General features: G+C 57.6%; 16 protein-coding genes. 10 read left to right on the plus strand and 6 right to left on the minus strand.

Annotation, left to right across the window (positions count from 1 at the left end; genetic code table 11):
* Window positions 1-24: 24 nt before the first annotated feature.
* From dnaA to yidA, 5 genes are all read left to right on the plus strand, one after another.
* Window positions 25-1,422, plus strand: a complete 1,398-nt coding sequence (gene dnaA, locus ABFX35_RS19190; protein ID WP_279028257.1) for a chromosomal replication initiator protein DnaA — start codon at window positions 25-27, stop codon at window positions 1,420-1,422.
* Window positions 1,423-1,426: 4 nt separating this feature from the next.
* Window positions 1,427-2,527, plus strand: a complete 1,101-nt coding sequence (gene dnaN, locus ABFX35_RS19195; protein ID WP_346082500.1) for a DNA polymerase III subunit beta — start codon at window positions 1,427-1,429, stop codon at window positions 2,525-2,527.
* Between the two features lie 163 nt (window positions 2,528-2,690).
* Complete coding sequence (gene recF / locus ABFX35_RS19200; protein ID WP_095846484.1) at window positions 2,691-3,779, plus strand: DNA replication/repair protein RecF; 1,089 nt, start codon at window positions 2,691-2,693, stop codon at window positions 3,777-3,779.
* Between the two features lie 18 nt (window positions 3,780-3,797).
* A complete protein-coding gene (gene gyrB, locus ABFX35_RS19205; RefSeq protein ID WP_279028262.1) occupies window positions 3,798-6,212 on the plus strand; it encodes a DNA topoisomerase (ATP-hydrolyzing) subunit B in 2,415 nt (804 codons plus the stop codon).
* 148 nt (window positions 6,213-6,360) lie between these two features.
* Entirely contained in the window at window positions 6,361-7,176 is an 816-nt protein-coding gene (yidA, locus tag ABFX35_RS19210) for a sugar-phosphatase (protein WP_346082501.1), read from the plus strand.
* 50 nt (window positions 7,177-7,226) lie between these two features.
* Here yidA and ABFX35_RS19215 read toward each other — a convergent pair whose 3' ends face one another.
* The gene (locus tag ABFX35_RS19215) at window positions 7,227-8,198 is read right to left on the minus strand and encodes a threonine/serine dehydratase (RefSeq protein ID WP_346082502.1); all 972 of its coding nucleotides are present in this window, start codon (window positions 8,196-8,198) and stop codon (window positions 7,227-7,229) included.
* A 344-nt stretch (window positions 8,199-8,542) separates the two neighbouring features.
* Here ABFX35_RS19215 and ABFX35_RS19220 point away from each other — a divergent pair, with 344 nt between their 5' ends.
* Together ABFX35_RS19220 and ABFX35_RS19225 are read left to right on the plus strand one after the other, a co-directional pair.
* Entirely contained in the window at window positions 8,543-8,845 is a 303-nt protein-coding gene (locus tag ABFX35_RS19220) for a NirD/YgiW/YdeI family stress tolerance protein (protein WP_279028270.1), read from the plus strand.
* Between the two features lie 289 nt (window positions 8,846-9,134).
* A complete protein-coding gene (locus ABFX35_RS19225) occupies window positions 9,135-10,421 on the plus strand; it encodes a YidR family protein (RefSeq protein ID WP_346082503.1) in 1,287 nt (428 codons plus the stop codon).
* Between the two features lie 24 nt (window positions 10,422-10,445).
* On the opposite strand, the gene ABFX35_RS19230 is transcribed toward ABFX35_RS19225, so the two are convergent.
* Entirely contained in the window at window positions 10,446-10,781 is a 336-nt protein-coding gene (locus ABFX35_RS19230) for a YceK/YidQ family lipoprotein (RefSeq protein WP_279028275.1), read from the minus strand.
* A 302-nt stretch (window positions 10,782-11,083) separates the two neighbouring features.
* Between ABFX35_RS19230 and ibpA the strand changes: the two genes are divergently transcribed.
* The 3 genes from ibpA (at window position 11,084) to ABFX35_RS19245 (ending at window position 13,888) form a co-directional block, all read left to right on the plus strand.
* Window positions 11,084-11,497: a small heat shock chaperone IbpA gene (gene ibpA, locus ABFX35_RS19235; protein WP_279028361.1), complete on the plus strand. Its 414-nt coding sequence runs from the start codon at window positions 11,084-11,086 to the stop codon at window positions 11,495-11,497.
* Window positions 11,498-11,630: 133 nt separating this feature from the next.
* The gene (gene ibpB, locus ABFX35_RS19240; RefSeq protein ID WP_279028364.1) at window positions 11,631-12,059 is read left to right on the plus strand and encodes a small heat shock chaperone IbpB; all 429 of its coding nucleotides are present in this window, start codon (window positions 11,631-11,633) and stop codon (window positions 12,057-12,059) included.
* A gap of 170 nt (window positions 12,060-12,229) precedes the next feature.
* Entirely contained in the window at window positions 12,230-13,888 is a 1,659-nt protein-coding gene (locus ABFX35_RS19245; RefSeq protein WP_279028365.1) for a putative transporter, read from the plus strand.
* Window positions 13,889-13,915: 27 nt separating this feature from the next.
* Here ABFX35_RS19245 and ABFX35_RS19250 read toward each other — a convergent pair whose 3' ends face one another.
* From ABFX35_RS19250 to ABFX35_RS19265, 4 genes are all read right to left on the minus strand, one after another.
* Window positions 13,916-15,196, minus strand: a complete 1,281-nt coding sequence (locus ABFX35_RS19250) for a valine--pyruvate transaminase (protein WP_095846474.1) — start codon at window positions 15,194-15,196, stop codon at window positions 13,916-13,918.
* 135 nt (window positions 15,197-15,331) lie between these two features.
* A complete protein-coding gene (locus ABFX35_RS19255; protein ID WP_346082504.1) occupies window positions 15,332-17,395 on the minus strand; it encodes an alpha-amylase in 2,064 nt (687 codons plus the stop codon).
* Window positions 17,396-17,519: 124 nt separating this feature from the next.
* Entirely contained in the window at window positions 17,520-18,497 is a 978-nt protein-coding gene (ghrB, locus tag ABFX35_RS19260) for a glyoxylate/hydroxypyruvate reductase GhrB (protein WP_346082505.1), read from the minus strand.
* A 99-nt stretch (window positions 18,498-18,596) separates the two neighbouring features.
* Window positions 18,597-19,865, minus strand: coding sequence for an MFS transporter (locus tag ABFX35_RS19265; RefSeq protein WP_346082507.1), 1,269 nt, complete (start codon window positions 19,863-19,865; stop codon window positions 18,597-18,599).
* Window positions 19,866-19,898: the final 33 nt, after the last annotated feature.

Genomic DNA, 19,898 nt, shown 5'->3' on the forward strand with positions numbered 1-19,898 from the left:
GATCTTGTTCGAGTGGAGTTCGCCGTGTCACTTTCGCTTTGGCAGCAGTGTCTTGCCCGATTGCAGGATGAGTTACCTGCCACAGAATTTAGTATGTGGATACGCCCCTTGCAGGCGGAACTGAGTGACAACACCCTGGCGCTGTATGCGCCGAATCGCTTTGTGCTGGACTGGGTGCGCGATAAGTACTTAAACAATATCAATGGTCTGCTGAATGATTTCTGCGGTACCGATGCCCCTTTGCTGCGTTTCGAAGTGGGGAGCAAGCCGGTGAGCCAAATCCTCAACCCGGCGGTGGCCGAAAGCCGCAGCAGCGCCCCGGTGGCGCCGGTGGCAGCGCGCATGGCGGCGCCCTCACGCCCCAGCTGGGATAACGCGGCACCGCAGCCCGAGCTTTCTTACCGTTCCAACGTCAATCCCAAGCATACGTTCGATAACTTCGTTGAAGGTAAATCGAACCAGCTGGCGCGCGCTGCGGCGCGCCAGGTGGCAGACAACCCCGGCGGCGCGTATAACCCGCTGTTTTTGTACGGCGGCACCGGCCTGGGTAAAACTCACCTGTTGCACGCGGTGGGTAACGGCATTATGGCGCGCAAGGCCAACGCCAAGGTGGTGTACATGCATTCGGAACGCTTTGTTCAGGATATGGTCAAAGCCTTGCAGAATAATGCCATTGAAGAGTTCAAGCGTTACTACCGCTCGGTTGATGCACTGCTGATCGATGACATCCAATTCTTCGCCAACAAGGAGCGTTCGCAGGAAGAGTTCTTCCACACCTTCAATGCGCTGCTTGAAGGCAACCAGCAGATCATTCTGACGTCAGACCGCTACCCTAAAGAAATCAATGGGGTGGAAGATCGCCTGAAGTCTCGTTTTGGCTGGGGGCTGACTGTGGCGATCGAGCCGCCGGAGCTGGAAACCCGCGTGGCGATCCTGATGAAAAAGGCCGACGAGAACGATATTCGTCTGCCGGGCGAAGTGGCGTTCTTCATCGCCAAGCGCCTGCGTTCCAATGTGCGTGAGCTTGAAGGCGCGCTGAACCGGGTGATCGCCAATGCGAACTTTACCGGGCGCGCCATCACCATCGATTTTGTGCGTGAGGCGCTGCGCGATCTGCTGGCGTTGCAGGAAAAGCTGGTCACCATCGATAACATTCAGAAGACGGTGGCGGAATATTATAAAATTAAAGTCGCGGATTTGCTGTCCAAACGGCGTTCACGCTCGGTTGCCCGCCCGCGCCAGATGGCGATGGCATTGGCAAAAGAGCTCACCAACCACAGTCTGCCGGAAATCGGCGATGCGTTTGGTGGTCGCGACCATACCACGGTGTTGCACGCCTGCCGTAAAATCGAGCAGTTGCGTGAGGAAAGCCACGACATCAAAGAAGATTTTTCCAATTTAATCAGAACATTATCCTCATAGCGCTATGAAATTTATCGTTGAACGTGAGCATCTGCTAAAACCGCTGCAACAGGTGAGCAGCCCACTGGGCGGCCGCCCGACGCTGCCGATTCTGGGTAACCTGCTGCTGCAGGTGACGGAAGGCTCGTTGCTGCTGACCGGCACCGATCTGGAAATGGAAATGGTGGCGCGCGTTGCCCTGTCTCAGCCCCACGAAGCGGGCGCGACGACAGTCCCTGCGCGTAAGTTTTTTGACATCTGCCGTGGCCTGCCGGAAGGCGCTGAAATCGCCGTTCAGCTGGAAGGCGAACGGATGCTGGTGCGTTCCGGCCGCAGCCGCTTTTCGCTGTCTACGCTGCCGGCGGCGGATTTCCCCAATCTGGATGACTGGCAAAGCGACGTCGAGTTCACGTTGCCGCAGGCCACGCTGAAACGCTTGATCGAAGCGACCCAGTTTTCCATGGCGCACCAGGACGTGCGTTACTACCTGAACGGTATGCTGTTTGAAACCGAAGGCGAAGAGCTGCGCACGGTCGCCACCGACGGCCATCGCCTGGCGGTGTGCTCCATGCCTATCGGCCAGCAGTTGCCTTCCCATTCGGTGATCGTGCCGCGTAAAGGGGTGATGGAACTGGTGCGTTTGCTCGACGGCGGTGATTCGCTGTTGCAGCTGCAAATCGGCAGCAACAACATTCGCGCCCACGTCGGCGATTTTATCTTTACGTCCAAGCTGGTTGACGGCCGTTTCCCGGATTATCGCCGCGTATTGCCGAAAAACCCCGACAAAACCCTGGAAGCCGGCTGCGATCTGCTCAAACAGGCGTTTGCTCGTGCGGCGATCCTGTCGAACGAGAAATTCCGTGGCGTGCGGCTGTATGTGAGTGAGAACCAGCTCAAAATCACCGCCAACAACCCGGAGCAGGAAGAAGCGGAAGAGATCCTTGATGTCAGCTACGGCGGCACTGAAATGGAAATCGGCTTCAACGTCAGCTACGTGCTCGACGTATTAAATGCGCTGAAATGCGAAGACGTGCGCCTGCTGCTGACCGATTCGGTTTCCAGCGTGCAGATTGAAGACAGCGCCAGCCAGGCGGCGGCGTATGTTGTCATGCCAATGCGATTGTGATCGATGCCGGGGCTTGCTGACTTGCTATGTTTCCGTTTGGGCGGCGCCCGCCAGCCTCGCGTAGTTGGTGTACGCGCCGGCGGTTGTGCGCGGCCCACAGGTAAACGGCCTGTGCCGATAGCGCCCTTACATTGAGCATATTTTTCCCAATGATGGAATTGGTATGGCTCTGACGCGTTTACTGATTAAAGATTTCCGCAATATTGAAGCGGCGGATCTGGAGCCGGCCGCCGGCTTTAACTTTCTGGTGGGCGCCAACGGCAGCGGCAAAACCAGCGTGCTGGAAGCGGTATATACGCTGGGGCATGGGCGCGCATTTCGCAGCCTGCAGGCCGGGCGCGTGATCCGCCACGATCAACCTGAATTCATTTTGCATGGCCGGATCGACAGCGGCGCCGAACGCGAGCTGTCGGTGGGGCTGAGCAAAAATCGCCAGGGAGACGGCAAGGTGCGCATTGACGGCAGCGACGGCCATAAGGTGGCCGAGCTTGCCCAATTGTTGCCGATGCAACTGATTACGCCTGAAGGTTTCACCCTGCTTAACGGCGGGCCGAAATTCCGCCGCGCCTTTCTGGACTGGGGGTGTTTTCACAACGATCCCGGTTTCTTCATCGCCTGGAGTAACTTAAAACGCTTGCTGAAGCAGCGCAATGCCGCGCTGCGTCAGGTAAGCCGCTACGCGCAGATTCGCGCCTGGGATCAGGAACTGATCCCGCTGGCGGAACGTATCAGCGCGTGGCGGGCGGATTATTGCGATGCGCTTGCCGCGGATATTGCCGCGACGTGCACGCAGTTTCTGCCCGAATTTGCCCTGAGCTTTTCATTCCAGCGCGGTTGGGATAAAGAGAGCGACTATGGCGAACTGTTGGAACGCCAGTTTGAACGCGACAGGGCGTTAACCTATACCGCGTTGGGGCCGCATAAGGCGGATTTCCGCATTCGTGCCGATGGCACGCCGGTAGAGGATTTATTATCGCGCGGTCAGCTAAAACTGCTGATGTGCGCGTTGCGCTTAGCGCAGGGTGAGTTTCTCACCCGGCAGAGCGGGCGGCGTTGCCTGTATCTGATTGATGATTTTGCCTCCGAGCTGGACACCGGCCGTCGCCGGTTGCTGGCCGATCGCCTGAAAGCTACCCAGGCCCAGGTATTTGTCAGCGCCATTAGCGCTGAGCAAGTTACCGATATGGCTGGTGAAAAGGGCAAGATGTTCCGCGTGGAACAAGGTAAAATAGAGGTTCAACCACAGGACTAAAATGAGCGAGAAACGTTGATGTCGAATTCTTATGACTCCTCAAGTATCAAGGTATTAAAAGGGCTGGACGCGGTGCGTAAACGCCCAGGCATGTATATCGGTGATACCGATGACGGCACCGGCCTGCATCACATGGTATTCGAGGTTGTGGACAACGCTATCGACGAAGCACTCGCTGGCCACTGTAGTGACATTCAGGTAACCATCCATGCCGACAACTCCGTCTCGGTGCAGGATGATGGCCGTGGGATCCCAACCGGTATTCACGAGGAAGAAGGGGTTTCCGCGGCGCAGGTAATCATGACCGTCCTGCACGCCGGCGGTAAGTTCGATGATAACTCCTATAAGGTTTCCGGCGGCCTGCACGGCGTGGGCGTATCGGTTGTTAACGCCTTGTCCGAGAAGCTTGAGCTGGTGATTCGCCGCGAAGGCAAGGTGCATGAGCAGACCTACAGCCATGGCGAACCGCAAGGGGCGCTGAAAGTGGTGGGTGAAACCGATCAAACCGGCACCATGGTGCGTTTCTGGCCAAGCTACCAGACGTTCACCAACCAAACCGAATTCCAGTACGAAATCCTGGCTAAACGCCTGCGGGAACTGTCGTTCCTTAACTCCGGGGTTTCTATCCGCCTGAAAGACAAGCGCACCGATAAAGAAGACCACTTCCACTATGAAGGCGGGATCAAGGCGTTTGTTGAATATCTGAACAAAAACAAAACCCCGATCCACCCAACGGTGTTCTATTTCTCCACCGTGAAGGATGATATCGGCGTGGAAGTCGCGCTGCAGTGGAACGACGGCTTCCAGGAAAACATTTACTGCTTTACCAACAACATCCCACAGCGCGATGGGGGTACCCACCTGGCCGGCTTCCGCGCCGCCATGACCCGTACCCTAAACGCCTATATGGATAAAGAAGGCTACAGCAAAAAAGCGAAAGTCAGCGCCACCGGCGACGATGCGCGCGAAGGCCTGATTGCCGTGGTGTCAGTAAAAGTACCGGATCCGAAGTTCTCTTCTCAGACCAAAGACAAACTGGTTTCTTCAGAAGTGAAAACCGCGGTTGAACAACAGATGAACGAACTGCTGGCGGAATACCTGCTGGAAAACCCATCTGATGCCAAAATCGTGGTCGGCAAAATCATTGATGCGGCGCGTGCGCGTGAAGCCGCGCGTAAGGCCCGTGAAATGACCCGCCGCAAGGGTGCGCTGGATCTGGCCGGCCTGCCGGGCAAACTGGCCGACTGCCAGGAGCGCGATCCGGCCCACTCCGAACTGTACCTGGTGGAAGGGGACTCGGCGGGCGGCTCTGCCAAGCAGGGGCGTAACCGCAAGAACCAGGCGATTCTGCCGTTGAAAGGTAAAATCCTCAACGTGGAGAAGGCGCGCTTCGACAAAATGCTGTCTTCACAGGAAGTGGCTACGCTGATCACCGCGTTGGGCTGCGGCATTGGCCGCGATGAATACAACCCGGATAAACTGCGTTACCACAGCATCATCATCATGACCGATGCCGACGTCGATGGTTCGCACATCCGTACGCTGCTGTTGACCTTCTTCTATCGCCAGATGCCGGAAATCATCGAGCGCGGCCACGTGTTTATTGCTCAGCCGCCGCTGTACAAGGTGAAAAAAGGCAAGCAGGAACAGTACATCAAAGATGATGAAGCGATGGATCAGTACCAGATCGCTATTGCGATGGACGGTGCTTCGCTGCATACCAACGCCAGTGCGCCAGCGCTGGCCGGCGCGCCGCTGGAGAAGCTGGTCGCCGAGCACTATAGCGTGCAGAAGCTGATCGGCCGCATGGAGCGCCGCTACCCGCGTGCGCTGCTGAACAACCTGATTTACCAGCCGACGCTGCACGAAGATGATTTTAGCGATCGTGCCAAAGTGCAGGCCTGGATCGAATCACTGGTGAAACTGCTGAACGAGAAAGAGCAGCACGGCAGCAGCTACAGCTACGTTATTCACGAAAACCGTGAGCGCCAGATGTTTGAGCCGGCGCTGCGTATCCGTACCCACGGCGTGGATACGGACTATCAGCTGGATTTCGATTTCATTCACGGTGGCGAATACCGCAAGATCTGCCAACTGGGTGAAACACTGCGCGGCCTGATTGAAGAAGACGCCTACATCGAACGCGGCGAGCGCCGCCAGCCGGTGAGCAGCTTCGAGCAGGCGCTGGAATGGTTGGTGAAAGAGTCCCGCCGCGGCCTGTCCGTTCAACGCTACAAAGGGTTGGGCGAAATGAACCCGGAACAGCTGTGGGAAACCACCATGGATCCGGAAGGCCGCCGCATGTTGCGCGTGACCGTGAAGGATGCGATTGCGGCAGACCAGCTGTTTACCACGCTGATGGGGGATGCGGTTGAGCCACGCCGTGCCTTTATCGAAGAGAACGCCCTGAAAGCGGCGAACATCGATATCTAACCGCCGCCAACGCGTCTGAAGTCTTGCGTTATCGGCTTGGCAAAAATCCGCGCAGGTTATCCTGGGCGGATTTTTTTATGCGCGTTTATCGCTGACAGGGCGGACAAAAACGCGCTAGCATGTGGGAAATCACTGGGAGAACGTGTTGATGGCTATTGAACTGATCGCAATTGATATGGATGGGACGCTGCTGGATCCGCAGAACCAGATAACGCCAGGGGTCAAGGACGCTATTACCCAGGCGCGCCGCCAGGGGGTACACGTGGTGTTGGCAACGGGGCGGCCTTACGTTGGCGTGCAGAATTATCTGCGGCAGTTGGATATTCAAGGCGGCAATGATTATTGCATTACCTACAACGGCGCTCTGGTATTACAGGCGGCGGATGGCGCTTGCCTGCTGCAGGAAACGCTGGATTTTGATGACTATCTGTATTTTGAGAAACTGGCGCGCGAGCTCGGCGTCCACTTCCAGGCCTTTGATTTCAACACGCTGTATACCGCCAACAAAGACATCGGCAAATACACCATCCACGAAGCATCGCTGACCGGCATTCCGCTGAAATACCGCAGTGTGGAAGAGATGGATCGCCAGCTGCGTTTCCCGAAAGTGATGATGATTGACGAGCCGGCATTGCTTGACAGCGCCATCGCCCGCCTGCCGCCGGAAGCGAAGGCAGGTTACACCATAGTGAAGAGTGCGCCTTACTACCTCGAGATCCTGAGTAAAAAGGCAGATAAAGGGGCCGGGGTGCGGAAACTGGCCCAACATCTTGGCATCAAGCAGGAAAACGTGATGGCGCTGGGCGATCAAAGCAACGACTACGCAATGGTCGACTATGCCGGCGTCGGCGTGGCGATGGGCAACGCCATCCCGGAACTCAAGCAGATAGCACAGTTCGTCACCACCACCAATGCCGAAGATGGCGTCGCGCGCGCCATTGAAAAGTTTGTGCTCAACGCCTGATTCCCGCCAGGCTTCGCCTTCTCTGCGGCGGGCAGAGAAGGCGAGGTTGCTTATACCTGCTGGCTATCGCCGAGAGCTTTCAGGTATTTATCCAAATCGATATTTCTGCCGCACAGTACCACCGCCACCTTTTTCCCTTGATATTCCGGCGCCAGTTTAATCGCCGCTGCCAGCGCCACGCCGGCGGCGCCTTCTATCATCCAGCGTTCGCTGGCGGCGAGCAGCCGCATAGCCTGTTTGATCTGCGCCTCACTGACCAGCACTTTACGGTCGATCAATTGTTGGCAGGGCGTGAAGGTGACGGCGCCGGGTTCTACGCCGCCGGCGGTGCCGTCGGAAAGCGTTTCTTGTTCTTCCACCGGGAAAATCTCCCCGGCTTCCAGCGCGCTGTACATACTGGTGGCGTTTTCCGGCCAGCAGGCAATAAGTTCAGTTTTTGGCGACAATCGCTGCAGAACGGTACCAATACCGGTAATGTAGCCACCACCGCCTACGGCGACGAATACCGCGTCCAGATCGGGCTGTTGCTCTACCAGCTCCATGCCGCAGGTACCTTGGCCGGCAATCACCTGCACATCGTTATAGGGTGAAACATAGGTTTTTTGTTGTTCGGCAGCGGCGGCTTTGCCTTGCAATTCGGCATTGAGCCCATCGCCCGGCACCAGTTCCACCTGCGCGCCCAGCGCGCTAATCGCCGCCCTTTTTATTTTGGCGACGCTTTCCGGCGCATAAACGGTAACGTTAATGCCCGCCAGCCTGCCGGCCTGCGCCATCGCCAGGCCGTGGTTGCCGGTAGACGCCGCGATCACGCCGCGCTTGCGCTGCTCGCTGCTCAACAGGCGCAGTTTGTTGCTGGCGCCGCGGAACTTGAATGAGCCCGTTAGTTGCAGGTGATCGCACTTCAGATACAGTTCGCAGCCCAGTTGCTGCGACAATGCCGGGCTGTGCTCCAGTGGCGTCACGCGTACCTGCGGGCGCAATAGCCGGTGTGCGGATACGATCTCATCAAATAGGTTGCTCATGCAGATTCCTTAATGTTTCTCTGATAGTGGTAACCCGTTGTCCGGTTGACGGGTTTCGCCATGTAAGCCTACGCCGCTTTTCCTCTGGACGTAACTTAAGAGCATAAGTTAATCATAAGGATAGCGCTAATACATTCATATTTTTTGTGTTTAATCCCGGCGCCTGGTTATTTTAATATTTATCTGATTTATATATCTAACGGAATATATAAATCATTTCCTAAGCATAATCCTATTTTTATCGCAGATATAACACGCTATAAATTCCTGCGTTATTATAGGCCGCAGCCGCAGAGCATCAGCGGAAACATGATAGGCAAACCAATAAAAAAGAGAACGGTAATATGAAAAAATGGGTTTTGGCATCCCTGCTGAGTCTGTTTAGCGTTTCCGCTATGGCGCATACGGTCAGCCAGGCAAAACACATGCGCGATAATCAGGATGTGACGTTGACCGGGAAAATCGTTAAATATCTGGGTGATGAAAACTACTTGTTTAAAGACCATACCGGGCAGATCGTTATTGAAGTTGATGACGACGACGACGAAAGGCTGCGCCACTATACCGGCACCGTTACGCTGGTGGGGGAGATCGATCGTAACGATAGCCGGGTAAAAATCGACGTCGATTCCGTCAGAAAAAGATAACATAGCCGGAATAGCATGCCGGTAGCCAACCGGCATGCTATTTATAAATCATTTTAATAGCCTATTTAGCGCGTTGCGTTGACCTTCTATCTATGCCATCGATTTAATTAAGCGATTCGAGTAAATAGCGCACCGGTAACGGCAAAGAGTAAATCTATTATTTAAGCGCTGTTTATTTTTTTATTGCCGGCCAATAAAACGACGTCATACATGGGGATTTCGAGCACGGGCCAGGTTCAAAATAGCCCGTAAGCCGTTATCATGGTGCCTCTGTCTGAAAGGAGCCGCCATGAGCTATCGGGAAAAACAGCTGACCTTCGCTGAGCGCGGGCATCAGCTAACCAACATTAACGTCTGGACGCCGTGTGGCCAGTGGTTGGCCTATGACGTGCGCCCCAGCGGCGCGTCTTTTACCGGCTTGACCATTGAACGAGTCAATGTGTTCACCGGCGAGGTTGAAGTGGTATACCGCGCCCAGTTCGGCGCGCACGTTGGCGTGGTCACCGTCAGCCCCGATGCCCCGGCGCGTTATGCCTTTATCCACGGCCCGGAACACCCGGACAGCCGTTGGCAGTATGATTTCCATCACCGCCGCGGCGTGATCGTCAGCGAGCCGGATCGCGAACTGGCGGTTACCCTGGATGCGCTCGATATTACCCCGCCCTTCACGCCCGGCGCACTGCGCGGTGGCAGCCACGTACACGTGTTCAGCCCGGATGGCAGCCGCCTGAGCTTCACCTATAACGATCACGTGCTGCATGAACGCGATCCGGCGCTGGATCTGCGCAATGTGGGGGTAGCCATACCGCTGCACGGCGTTACTCCGCCGAAACAGCACCCGCGTGAATATGACGGCAGCCACTTCTGTGTGCTGGTCAGCCGGACGGTGGCGCAGCCGCAGCCAGGCAGCGATGACATCAACCGCGCGTATGAAGAGGGGTGGATCGGCAATAATGGCTATGTGAAACCCGACGGCAGCCGCCAGCGTTGGGCATTGGCGTTTATTGGCGATACCGTCTCTGCCCGTGGGGAAAAGCAGCCGGAAGTCTTTATCGTCGATTTGCCGGCCAACGATGCCGCCTATGCCAAAGCCGGCGCCGAGCCGCTGCAGGGCACCGAAACCACGCTGCCGGCGCCGCCGCTTGGCGTTACCCAGCGGCGCCTGACTAACACCGGCGCTCGCCGCTATCCCGGGGTGGCGACCACGCCGCGCCATTGGTTACGCAGTTCGCCCGACGGTAGCCAAATCGCGTTTTTGATGAAAGATGACCGGGGCATGGTACAACTGTGGTCCGTTTCGCCGAACGGCGGCGCGCCGCGCCAGATTAGCCAGAGTGAACATAGCGTGCAGTCAGCCTTCAGTTGGCACCCGCAGGGGGATAAAATCGCGTTGGTGTGTGATAACAGCGTGATGCTGTGTGATGTTGCCAACGGGCGCATGCAGCGCCTGACGGCGCGGACGCCACAGCCGCCGAGCGGCGATGCGGTGGTGTTTTCCCCGGATGGCCAATGGATTGCCTATATGCGCGAAGTCGCGGGGGTCAGCCAAATCTTTGTGGTTGGGCCGGTGGTGTGAATCAATAGCGCAGTCCGGCCCGCGCTATTGATTGGCCGGCGCGGTGTTTTGTTTGCCGGCCGCCGTCTGCTGCCCTTCATTGCGCAGCAGGCGTTCGCGCGGTGAATCCTCCGCCTTGTCTTTGCCGGCGCGCATATAGTCGTAAGGCAGCAGTACCGTATCCATCACCGCAGAAAACGGCAGATCGATAGCCACCAACGGCATCATGGCCCAGCTGGTATTGTCATCCTTTAGCATATCAACGCTGGCACGGGTGCCAGGGTAGTAGCCCTGGTTTGGCCCGGTATGGCTCATCACACTCGAACACCCGCCGGTGGCCAACAGCAGGCAACTGGCCGCTATCACTTTTATCTTTATCATCATTATCCATCCTGATGGGGAGTAGAACCCCTAATTTGCTGATTTATAACATCATAAGATGTTTTTAAAAGAGCAAAGTCCCGCTCTGTGGCCGTTCTCTCACTTCATTGTAAGAGATAAATGGGCTTTCATCGCATTTTGCCATTATTTTTTGCGCGTTACCCATTGAAAAAACACCGTCCACCCCTATCTGATAATGAGAGCAACGCGGAGTTCGCCGTCAGGGGATTCCGGCTAGCGGCCTGTCCATAATGGAAGGCCAAATGTTTAAACCTTGCTGAGGTATTTTAGGAGGCTGTTTTATGCGTAATTTCGATCTGGCACCACTCTACCGTTCCGCGATTGGCTTCGATCGCCTGTTTAACGCTCTGGAAGCGGGCCAAAGCCAGGGCAACGGCGGCTACCCGCCGTATAACGTTGAACTGGTTGATGAAAATCATTACCGCATCGCTATCGCCGTCGCCGGTTTTGCCGAAGATGAGCTGGACATTACCACGCATGACAACCTGTTGACCGTCCGCGGTGCGCATCAACGCGAGAGCGCGGAAAAAACCTATTTATACCAGGGGATTGCAGAGCGCAATTTCGAACGCAAATTCCAGCTGGCGGAACATATCCAAATTAAAGGCGCCAAACTGGAAAACGGCTTGCTGTATATCGATCTGGAACGCGTGGTGCCGGAAACCTTAAAGCCACGCAAAATTGAAATTAAATAATTGTTATTTTCATCGGTGATTTTTACCGATGAAAATATCGTACTGCCCGCCGACAGGGGGCAAATAACGTCATGCCCGATCGCCGTTGCAAGGCCACGGGTAATAATCTCGCTTCATAGAAGGAGTTAATATTATGCGTAATTACGATTTATCCCCACTACTGCGTCAGTGGATCGGCTTTGATAAACTGGCAAGCTCAATGGGCAGCCAGGAGCCGCAAGGGTTCCCGCCCTACAATATCGAAAAGAGCGACGATAACCATTATCGCATCTCCCTGGCGCTGGCCGGTTTTAAACAAAGTGAGCTGGATATTGAAGTGGAAGGCCCACGCCTGACCGTGCGCGGCAAACCTGCACTGCCGGAAAAACCGGTGGAATATCTGCACCAGGGGCTGGTATGCAAAGAGTTTACTCTGAGCTTTACCCTGGCTGAGCATTTGCACGTATCCGAGGCCGCGTTTGAAAACGGCCTGCTGCATATCGATCTGGTGCGCCAGATACCGGAAGCGCTGCAGCCACAGCGGATCGCGATTGGCAGCACGCCCGGGATAGAAGCAAAATAACCGCCTGAAAAGCGTTATATTTTACGGGGGAGGCCTGAAAGGGCTTCCCCCGTTTCGTTCTGTGGCACACTCCGCATTCACTCGCGTTGCCTTATGTCAGAATCCCTCAGGTTAAGCATCTATCCTACAACGTAGAGCAAGGTTTCAAACTTGTCTTAAGGTCGTAACCTATGAGCGATATTGCACAGGCTGTCAGCATGCTGGCGTTGGTGGCCGTTCTTGGGCTGTGGATCGGCAACTGGAAAGTGTACGGCGTGGGGTTGGGGATCGGCGGCGTGCTGTTTGGCGGCATTATCGTCGGCCATTTTGCCCAGGTTTACCAGATCGATCTCAACAGTGACATGCTGCATTTTATCCAGGAGTTTGGCCTGATCCTGTTCGTCTATACCATTGGCATTCAGGTTGGGCCGGGGTTTTTTTACTCCCTGCGCGTTTCCGGGCTACGGCTAAACGGCTTCGCCATCCTGCTGGTGTTGATTGGCGGCGTGGTGGCGGCCGTGGTGCACAAGCTGTTTGACGTTCCCCTGCCGATTATCCTCGGCGTTTTCTCCGGCGCGGTGACCAACACCCCGGCATTGGGCGCCGGCCAACAAATCCTGACCGATCTCGGTTCCGATCCGGCGCTGGTCGATCGCATGGGAATGGGCTATGCGATGGCATACCCGTTCGGCATCTGCGGCATTCTGCTGGTGATGTGGCTGCTGCGGCTGTTTTTCCGCATCAACATCGAGCAGGAAGCGCAGGCATTTGACGATAGCCAGGGCAATAGCCGTGAACTGCTGCACACCATGAACGTCGCGGTGCGTAACCAGAACCTGCACGGTATCGCCATTCAGCAGGTGCCGCTGCTTAACGGCGACGACATCATCTGTTCGCGGCTGAAGCGGGGCGATCTGCTGATGGTGCCCGCACCGCACGAAAAGCTGGAACTGGGGGATTATCTGCACCTGGTCGGCAAGCGGGAAAGCCTGGAAAGCGCCCGGCTGGTGATCGGGGAAGAGGTGGACGCCTCGCTTTCCACCCGCGGCACCACGCTGCAGGTCGTGCGCGCCGTGGTCACCAATGAGCAAGTGTTGGGCAAGAAAATCCGCGAGCTGAACCTGAAGCAAAAATATGACGTGGTGGTGTCGCGGCTGAACCGGGCCGGGGTGGAGCTGGTCGCCGGCAGCAATGTGTCGCTGCAGTTCGGCGACATTCTCAATCTGGTTGGCCGGCCGGAGGCGATTGACGCGGTGGCGGCCATCGTGGGCAACGCCAGGCAAAAGTTACAGCAGGTGCATATGCTGCCGGTGTTTATCGGCGTGGGGCTGGGGGTGTTGCTCGGCTCGATCCCGCTGTTCGTGCCCGGTTTCCCGGCGGCGCTGCGTCTGGGGCTTGCCGGCGGCCCGCTGGTGGTGGCGCTGATTCTGGGGCGGATCGGCAGCATCGGCAAGCTGTATTGGTTTATGCCGCCGGGCGCCAACCTGGCGCTGCGTGAACTGGGTATCGTGCTGTTTCTGGCGGTGGTGGGCTTGAAGTCGGGCGGCAACTTTGTCGATACGCTGGTGAACGGCGACGGGCTGGCATGGGTGGGCTATGGGGTGCTGATCACCGCCATCCCGCTGATCGCGGTGGGCGTCTTGGCCCGGCTAGTCGGCAAGATGAATTACCTGACGCTATCGGGCATGCTGGCCGGCTCAATGACCGATCCGCCGGCGCTGGCTTTTGCCAACAACCTGCACCCGACCAGCGGCGCGGCGGCGCTGTCCTATGCCACGGTTTACCCGCTGGCGATGTTCCTGCGCATCATCTCGCCGCAGCTGCTGGCGGTGCTGTTCTGGGCCATATAGGGGCTGCCGCGGCGGCCCCGTTGGCGGCTAGCGGATTTGCACGGCAGGCGCCGCGGCATTCACTTCCCGGTGAGCGCGCTCAATCTCTTCCGCCAGGATTTTCACCCCTTGCTCTATTTTCTCCGGATCGGGCACGTAGTTCATGCGCATGCACTGGTGGGTGTGCGGCCACTCATGCTCCAGCCCCGGGAAGAAATAGTGCCCCGGCACCATCAGCACGCCGCGCTTTTTCAGCCGCTGATAGAGCAGCTCGGTGGTGATCGGCAGATCCTTAAACCATAGCCAGAGGAAGATAGCGCCTTCCGGTTTGTGGATCAGGCAACGCTCCGCCGGCAGGTAGCGGCGGATAATGTCGATCGTCTGCTCCACGCGTTGGCGGTAAAAGGGGCGAATAACCTCATTGGACAGGCGCAGCAGATCGCCGCGGGCGATCATTTCCGCCGCCAGCGCGGGGCCGATACTGCCCGGCGACAGGCTGATGATGCCGTTCATATTGCTCAATGCGCTGATGGTCTTCTCGTCGGCAACCACGATCCCGCAGCGCGAACCCGGCAGGCCGAGCTTGGACAGGCTCATGCACAGAATGATGTTGGGGTTCCACAGCGGGGTGGCTTCACTGAAGATAATGCCGGGGAACGGCACGCCGTAGGCGTTATCGATCACCAGCGGGATATCGTGCTGCTGCGCCAGCGCGTCCAGCTTGATCAGCTCGTCGTCGGTGATCACGTTGCCGGTGGGGTTGGTCGGGCGGGAGACGCAGATCATGCCGATATCGTTGCTGATGTTCAGGTGTTCAAAATCGACGTGATACTTGAACTGGCCGCCCGGCAGCAGTTCGATATTGGGTTTGGCGGAGACAAACAGCCCTTCGTCCAGGCCGGCATCGGCGTAGCCAATGTACTCCGGCGCCAGGGGGAACAGCACGCGGCGGCGGCTGCCGTCGGCATAGCGGCCGGCAAACAGGTTAAATAAGTAGAAAAATGCGCTCTGGCTGCCATTTGTCAGTGCAATATTCTGTGGCTCTATTTGCCAACCAAGCTCGTCACGCAGCAACTTGGCCAGCGCTTTCAGCAGCGTATCCTTGCCCTGAGGGCCGTCATAGTTGCACAGGGCTTCGGTCAGCTTGCCCTGTTCGAGCATCTCCTGGCACAGCTGTTTGAAGTAGCTCTCCATCTCGGGGATTTGCGCCGGGTTTCCGCCGCCAAGCATGATGGCGCCTGGGGTTCGCAGGCCTTCGTTCAGATCGTCCATTAAGCGGGTGATGCCCGCGTAACGGGTAAATTTGTCGCCGAAAAGTGAAAAAGTCATAGGTGTAGCAATATTATTTTTAGCAGGTTAATCCGTCACCATACCGCCAGACAAACTCCGGTGCAATGCGCCGGAAAAATAAACCACCGGGCGTAAACTTCATTCGGCGGTTTATTTTTAGCATAATCCACTGTTTTACTGTGGCCGTTCGCCCACCCAAACCACCATCACTTTATCGCCGGCGTGCTGGCGGCTGAAGGCGTAGTAACGGGCGGTCTGTTGCGATTGCTGCGTGCCTGCGCCAACGGCCGGGTGGCGGGCGCGGAATGCGCCCAGGCGTTGCCAGTGGGCCAGCACCGGCGCTTTGGCGCCCTGCAGTTCCTGCCAGTTCATGTCCGAACGGGTGCCCTGCAACGGATCGGAGCCGGTGGGGCCAAAGGCGCGCGCGCTCTCATCGCCGTAGTAGATCTGCACCGCGCCCGGCGCCAGCAACAGCAAATCCGCCGCGCGCTGTTGCAGCGGCAGCGATCCTTTGGCATCGCTGCTGAAAAATAGCCGTGTGTCGTGCGATGAAAGATAGCTGAGCACATTGAAGCCTTGCAGCTTGTCGGCCATCTGCTGGTAAGTGGGATCGATATTTGAGAAACAGTTCAGCGCTTCGGCCGCCCGATCCTGAAAGTCGAAGTTGATCATTGCATCGAAGCCGTTGTGGTAATAATCGCTTTTCATCACGCCGTGGCCCCAGGCTTCGCCGGTCATCCAGAAGGGGCCGTCATCCAGCGCCTGGCCGGGGTTGGCGGCCTTCCAGGCCTGTAGCGCCGCGGCGGCGCGCTGTTTTAGCTGCGCCAGCGTTGGCTTATCAACGTGCTTGGCGGTGTCGACGCGAAAGCCGTCAATGCCGTAGTCGCGCACCCATTGGCTGAGCCATTGCGTCAGGTAGTCGCGGGTGGTGGCGCCCGGGATCTCTTTTGCCGCCGTATCCGGTTTGTGGCGGTAAAACAGCGGCAGGCCGCTGGCGCCGGCGGTTTCGGTTTTGATGTCCGGCAGGAACGCCAGCGACATGGTGAGATCGCTATAGCCCGGCGAGTCGTAATCCCCGATGTCGGTGCGGATCCAGTTTTTGCCCCACCAGGTCGCCCAGCCGGCTTTATCGCTGAAATTGATGTAATCATTGAAACTGTGCCAGTTCTGGCCGCGCGCTGGCTGCCAGTCGCCCCAGTTTTTACCCAGCGTTTTTTCAATGTCACTGCCCTTCAGATACAGCGAGCCGAACTGGAAGGTTTGCATATCGGCCAGGGTAGCGTAGCCAACGTGGTTCACCACCACATCGAACAGGATGCGGATGCCGCGCTTGTGCGCCTGTTCAACCAGCGTACGCAGATCCTGTTCGTTGCCCATGTTTGCATCCAGCCGGGTCCAGTCCTGGGTGTAGTAGCCATGGTAGGCATAGTGCGGGAAGTCGCCTTTGGTGCCGCCGCCAACCCAGCCGTGGATTTGTTCCAGCGGCGAGCTTATCCATAGCGCGTTGACGCCAAGCTGCTGCAGGTAATCCAGCCGGTTGGTCAGGCCGGCCAGATCGCCGCCGTGGAAAGTGCCGATCTCCTGCATACCGTCGCTGCGGCGGCCATAGCTATGGTCATTGCCGGGGTTGCCGTTTTCAAAGCGATCGGTCAGTACAAAATACACGGTGGCGTTTTGCCAACTGAACGGCGCGGCGTTTTCCGTCATCGCCGTTTCAAGCAGCATGATGCCGCCGCTGTCGGCGGCCGGCTTCAGGGTGACTTTGCCCTGTGTGACGGTGGCGGTCTGGCCGGAATAGAAATCGCGCACCGTTTCGCCTTCGGCGAAGGTGCCGCCGACATCCACCGTCACCGGGTTGCCGTCCCAGCGCTGGCAGGTGTGGGCCGTTACCGCGGCGCTGGCTTCCTGCGCCTTCAGGCTCAACTGCAGGGTTGGCGTGCCGCTGCGGGTATCAATACGCACCTGGTATTCGCCGTCGCGGAACAGCCGCCAGTTCACCGGCGGATTGTTGCCGCACGGCTGTAGCGAAAGGGTTTGGTTGAGCTTTACTGCCTCGGTGGGCTGCCAGCACTGTTGGTCCTGGTAGAGCCGCAGCGGCAGTTGCCCCTTTTGCAGCGTGGCCTGGCTGCTGAACAGGCCGCTGGGGGATTCCTGAAATGCGGGGAAGGGTTGCAGCGCCCAGTCGGCCAGCGCCGCCGGGGGCAATAGCATCAAAAGGGTGAGGGTCAGGCGTTTCATAGCGCTCCTTACACGTGGCGGGAAGCATTGTTATCGTAGGGTCGCTTTCAGTGTGCAGGAGAAGGCAAAAATAGCCTCATCCCCGCGGCGGAAATGCGGGGATGAGGCGTCAGGGGGAGGCGCGTTAGCGCTTCAGGATCTGGGGGTTAACGCAGTTTTCCGTTACGGTGCCGGTCAGCGCGGCAATCAGGTTATCTACGGCGCACTCAGCCATACCGTAGCGTGTTTCATGGGTTGCCGAGCCGATGTGCGGCAGGGCGACCACATTCGGCAGCTTCAACAACGGGGAACTGACCGGCAGCGGCTCCTCTTCGAATACGTCCAGCCCGGCGGCATGAATGGTGCCGTTTTGCAGCGCGGCGATCAGCGCGTTTTCATCCACCACTGAGCCACGGCCCGCGTTGATCAGGATGCCGCTCTTTTTCATCTTCGCCAGCTGTTCGGCGCCAATCATGTGGAAGGTCTGCTCCGTCAGCGGCAGCGTGATGCAGATAAAGTCGGATTCCGCCAGGAGCGTATCCAGATCGCAGCGGCGGGCGTTAAAGCGCCGATCGGCTTCTTCATGGGTGCGGCGGGCGTTATACAGTATCGGCATACCGAAGCCGAAGTGCGCGCGCTGCGCCAGCGCCAGCCCGATGCGCCCCATACCGAGGATCCCCATGGTCTTATGGTGAACATCCACCCCGAACCAGTCCGGGCCGATACTGTGTTGCCATTCGCCGGCTTTAACCCGCTCGGCCACTTCTACGATACGGCGTGCGGTCGCCAGCACCAGGCCCATGATGGTGTCCGCTACGGTTTCCGTCAGCACGGTGGGGGTGTGCATCAGGACGACATTGTGGGCGTTGAGTGCGGCGACGTCGAAGTTGTCGTAGCCGACGGAAATGGTCGAAGCCGCGCGCAGATTCGGCGCCTGTTGCAGAAAGGCTTCATCCACTTTGCCGCCGGTGCCGATGATCCCTTCGGCCTGTTGCAATACCTGTTTCAGGTGTTCCGGGTTATCCGGGGTCAGGCTGTTGAAGGTATGCACGGTAAAATGCTGCTCCAGCCGTTCAAGCAGATCGGTCGGGATGCTTCGGTACAATACAATGGAAGGCTTCATTACAAACTCCAGCAGGCTAATAATTCATCCAACATAGCATAAAGCATAGCGTGCAGAGGGGCGTGCCGCCTGCCCCTCTGCTGAGATAATCCATCCCCATCAGGCCATTTGCGGGTGGGTTTCAGCGCGGGCGGGCTTTACCACCAGCGTCAGCACTACCGCTACCACCAGCGCGATGGCCATAAACATGTATGAGGCGGCCGGCGTGCCGGTTGCGCCGTTCAGGTAGCCGACGAACCAGGAGCCAAAGAACGAGCCCAGGGCGCCCATGCTGTTAATTAGCGCCATGGCGCCGCCGGCCACGTTTTTCGGCAGCATTTCCGGAATAATGGCGAAGAACGGCCCGTATGGGGCGTACATCGCCGCGCCGGCAACCACCAGCAGGCCGTAAGAGATCCAGAAATGATTCGGGCCAATGGCGTAGGAGCCGAAGAACGCCAGCGCGCCCAGCAGCAGCAGCGGCCAGACAAACAGCTTACGGTTTTGCATTTTGTCCGACGCCCAGGAAACCACGATCATGGCGATGGTCGCGGCCAGGTAAGGCACCGCAGACAGCCAGCCCGCTTCAACCATGCCCATCTGCATACCGCTGCGCAGGATGGAAGGCAGCCACAGCACAAAACCGTAGACGCCGATGCTCCAGGCAAAGTATTGCACGCACAGCAGGATCACGTTGCGGGAACGGAAGGCTTCGCTGTAGTTGCGCACCGCCTTGATGCCTTTCTGTTCTTCTTCCAACTGCTGTTGTAGCGCCAGCTTTTCGTCTTTGCTCAGCCAGTTGGCCTGCGCGGGTTTGTCTTGCACCAGCACCCACCAGCAGAAGGCCCAGATGATCGCCGGGATGCCTTCAAAGATGAACATTTCCCGCCAGCCGAAGGCGTGGATCAGATAGCCGGAAACGACCGACATCCACAGCACCGTCACCGGGTTGCCCAGGATTAAAAAGGTATTGGCGCGCGAACGTTCAGATTTGGTGAACCAGTTGCTGATGTAAATCAGCATCGCCGGCATGACGGCGGCCTCCACCACGCCAAGAATAAAGCGGATTGCCGCCAGCATGGGGATGTTACTGACGATCCCGGTCAGCGAGGCGCAGCCGCCCCACAGGATCAGGCACCAGAAGATCAGCTTTTTGACGCTGCGCCGTTCGGCGTAGATCGCGCCGGGGATCTGGAAGAAAAAGTAGCCGAGAAAGAACAGGGCGCCTAGCAGGGATGCCATGCCTTTGGTGATGCCGAGATCTTCATTGATGCCGGCGGCAGAAGCAAAACTGAAGTTAGCGCGGTCGAGATAGGCCAGGCTATAGGTGATAAACACGATGGGCATGATGTACCACCAGCGTTTGACTGCGACAGTTGCTGTACTCATGTTCAGACTCCTCAGTGGTGTCTTGTTTCCCCG

The organism is Gibbsiella dentisursi (assembly GCF_039539505.1).
GTDB classification, from domain to species: Bacteria; Pseudomonadota; Gammaproteobacteria; order Enterobacterales; family Enterobacteriaceae; genus Gibbsiella; species Gibbsiella quercinecans.

Bases quoted from the DNA above. Each gene is read 5' to 3' on its own strand.
- dnaN (WP_346082500.1), top strand. From the start codon at position 1,427: ATGAAATTTATCGTTGAACGTGAGCATCTGCTAAAACCGCTGCAACAG.
- recF (WP_095846484.1), top strand. From the start codon at position 2,691: ATGGCTCTGACGCGTTTACTGATTAAAGATTTCCGCAATATTGAAGCG.
- gyrB (WP_279028262.1), top strand. From the start codon at position 3,798: ATGTCGAATTCTTATGACTCCTCAAGTATCAAGGTATTAAAAGGGCTG.
- yidA (WP_346082501.1), top strand. From the start codon at position 6,361: ATGGCTATTGAACTGATCGCAATTGATATGGATGGGACGCTGCTGGAT.
- ABFX35_RS19215 (WP_346082502.1), bottom strand. From the start codon at position 8,198: ATGAGCAACCTATTTGATGAGATCGTATCCGCACACCGGCTATTGCGC.
- ABFX35_RS19220 (WP_279028270.1), top strand. From the start codon at position 8,543: ATGAAAAAATGGGTTTTGGCATCCCTGCTGAGTCTGTTTAGCGTTTCC.
- ABFX35_RS19225 (WP_346082503.1), top strand. From the start codon at position 9,135: ATGAGCTATCGGGAAAAACAGCTGACCTTCGCTGAGCGCGGGCATCAG.
- ABFX35_RS19230 (WP_279028275.1), bottom strand. From the start codon at position 10,781: ATGATAAAGATAAAAGTGATAGCGGCCAGTTGCCTGCTGTTGGCCACC.
- ibpA (WP_279028361.1), top strand. From the start codon at position 11,084: ATGCGTAATTTCGATCTGGCACCACTCTACCGTTCCGCGATTGGCTTC.
- ibpB (WP_279028364.1), top strand. From the start codon at position 11,631: ATGCGTAATTACGATTTATCCCCACTACTGCGTCAGTGGATCGGCTTT.
- ABFX35_RS19245 (WP_279028365.1), top strand. From the start codon at position 12,230: ATGAGCGATATTGCACAGGCTGTCAGCATGCTGGCGTTGGTGGCCGTT.
- ABFX35_RS19250 (WP_095846474.1), bottom strand. From the start codon at position 15,196: ATGACTTTTTCACTTTTCGGCGACAAATTTACCCGTTACGCGGGCATC.
- ABFX35_RS19255 (WP_346082504.1), bottom strand. From the start codon at position 17,395: ATGAAACGCCTGACCCTCACCCTTTTGATGCTATTGCCCCCGGCGGCG.
- ghrB (WP_346082505.1), bottom strand. From the start codon at position 18,497: ATGAAGCCTTCCATTGTATTGTACCGAAGCATCCCGACCGATCTGCTT.
- ABFX35_RS19265 (WP_346082507.1), bottom strand. From the start codon at position 19,865: ATGAGTACAGCAACTGTCGCAGTCAAACGCTGGTGGTACATCATGCCC.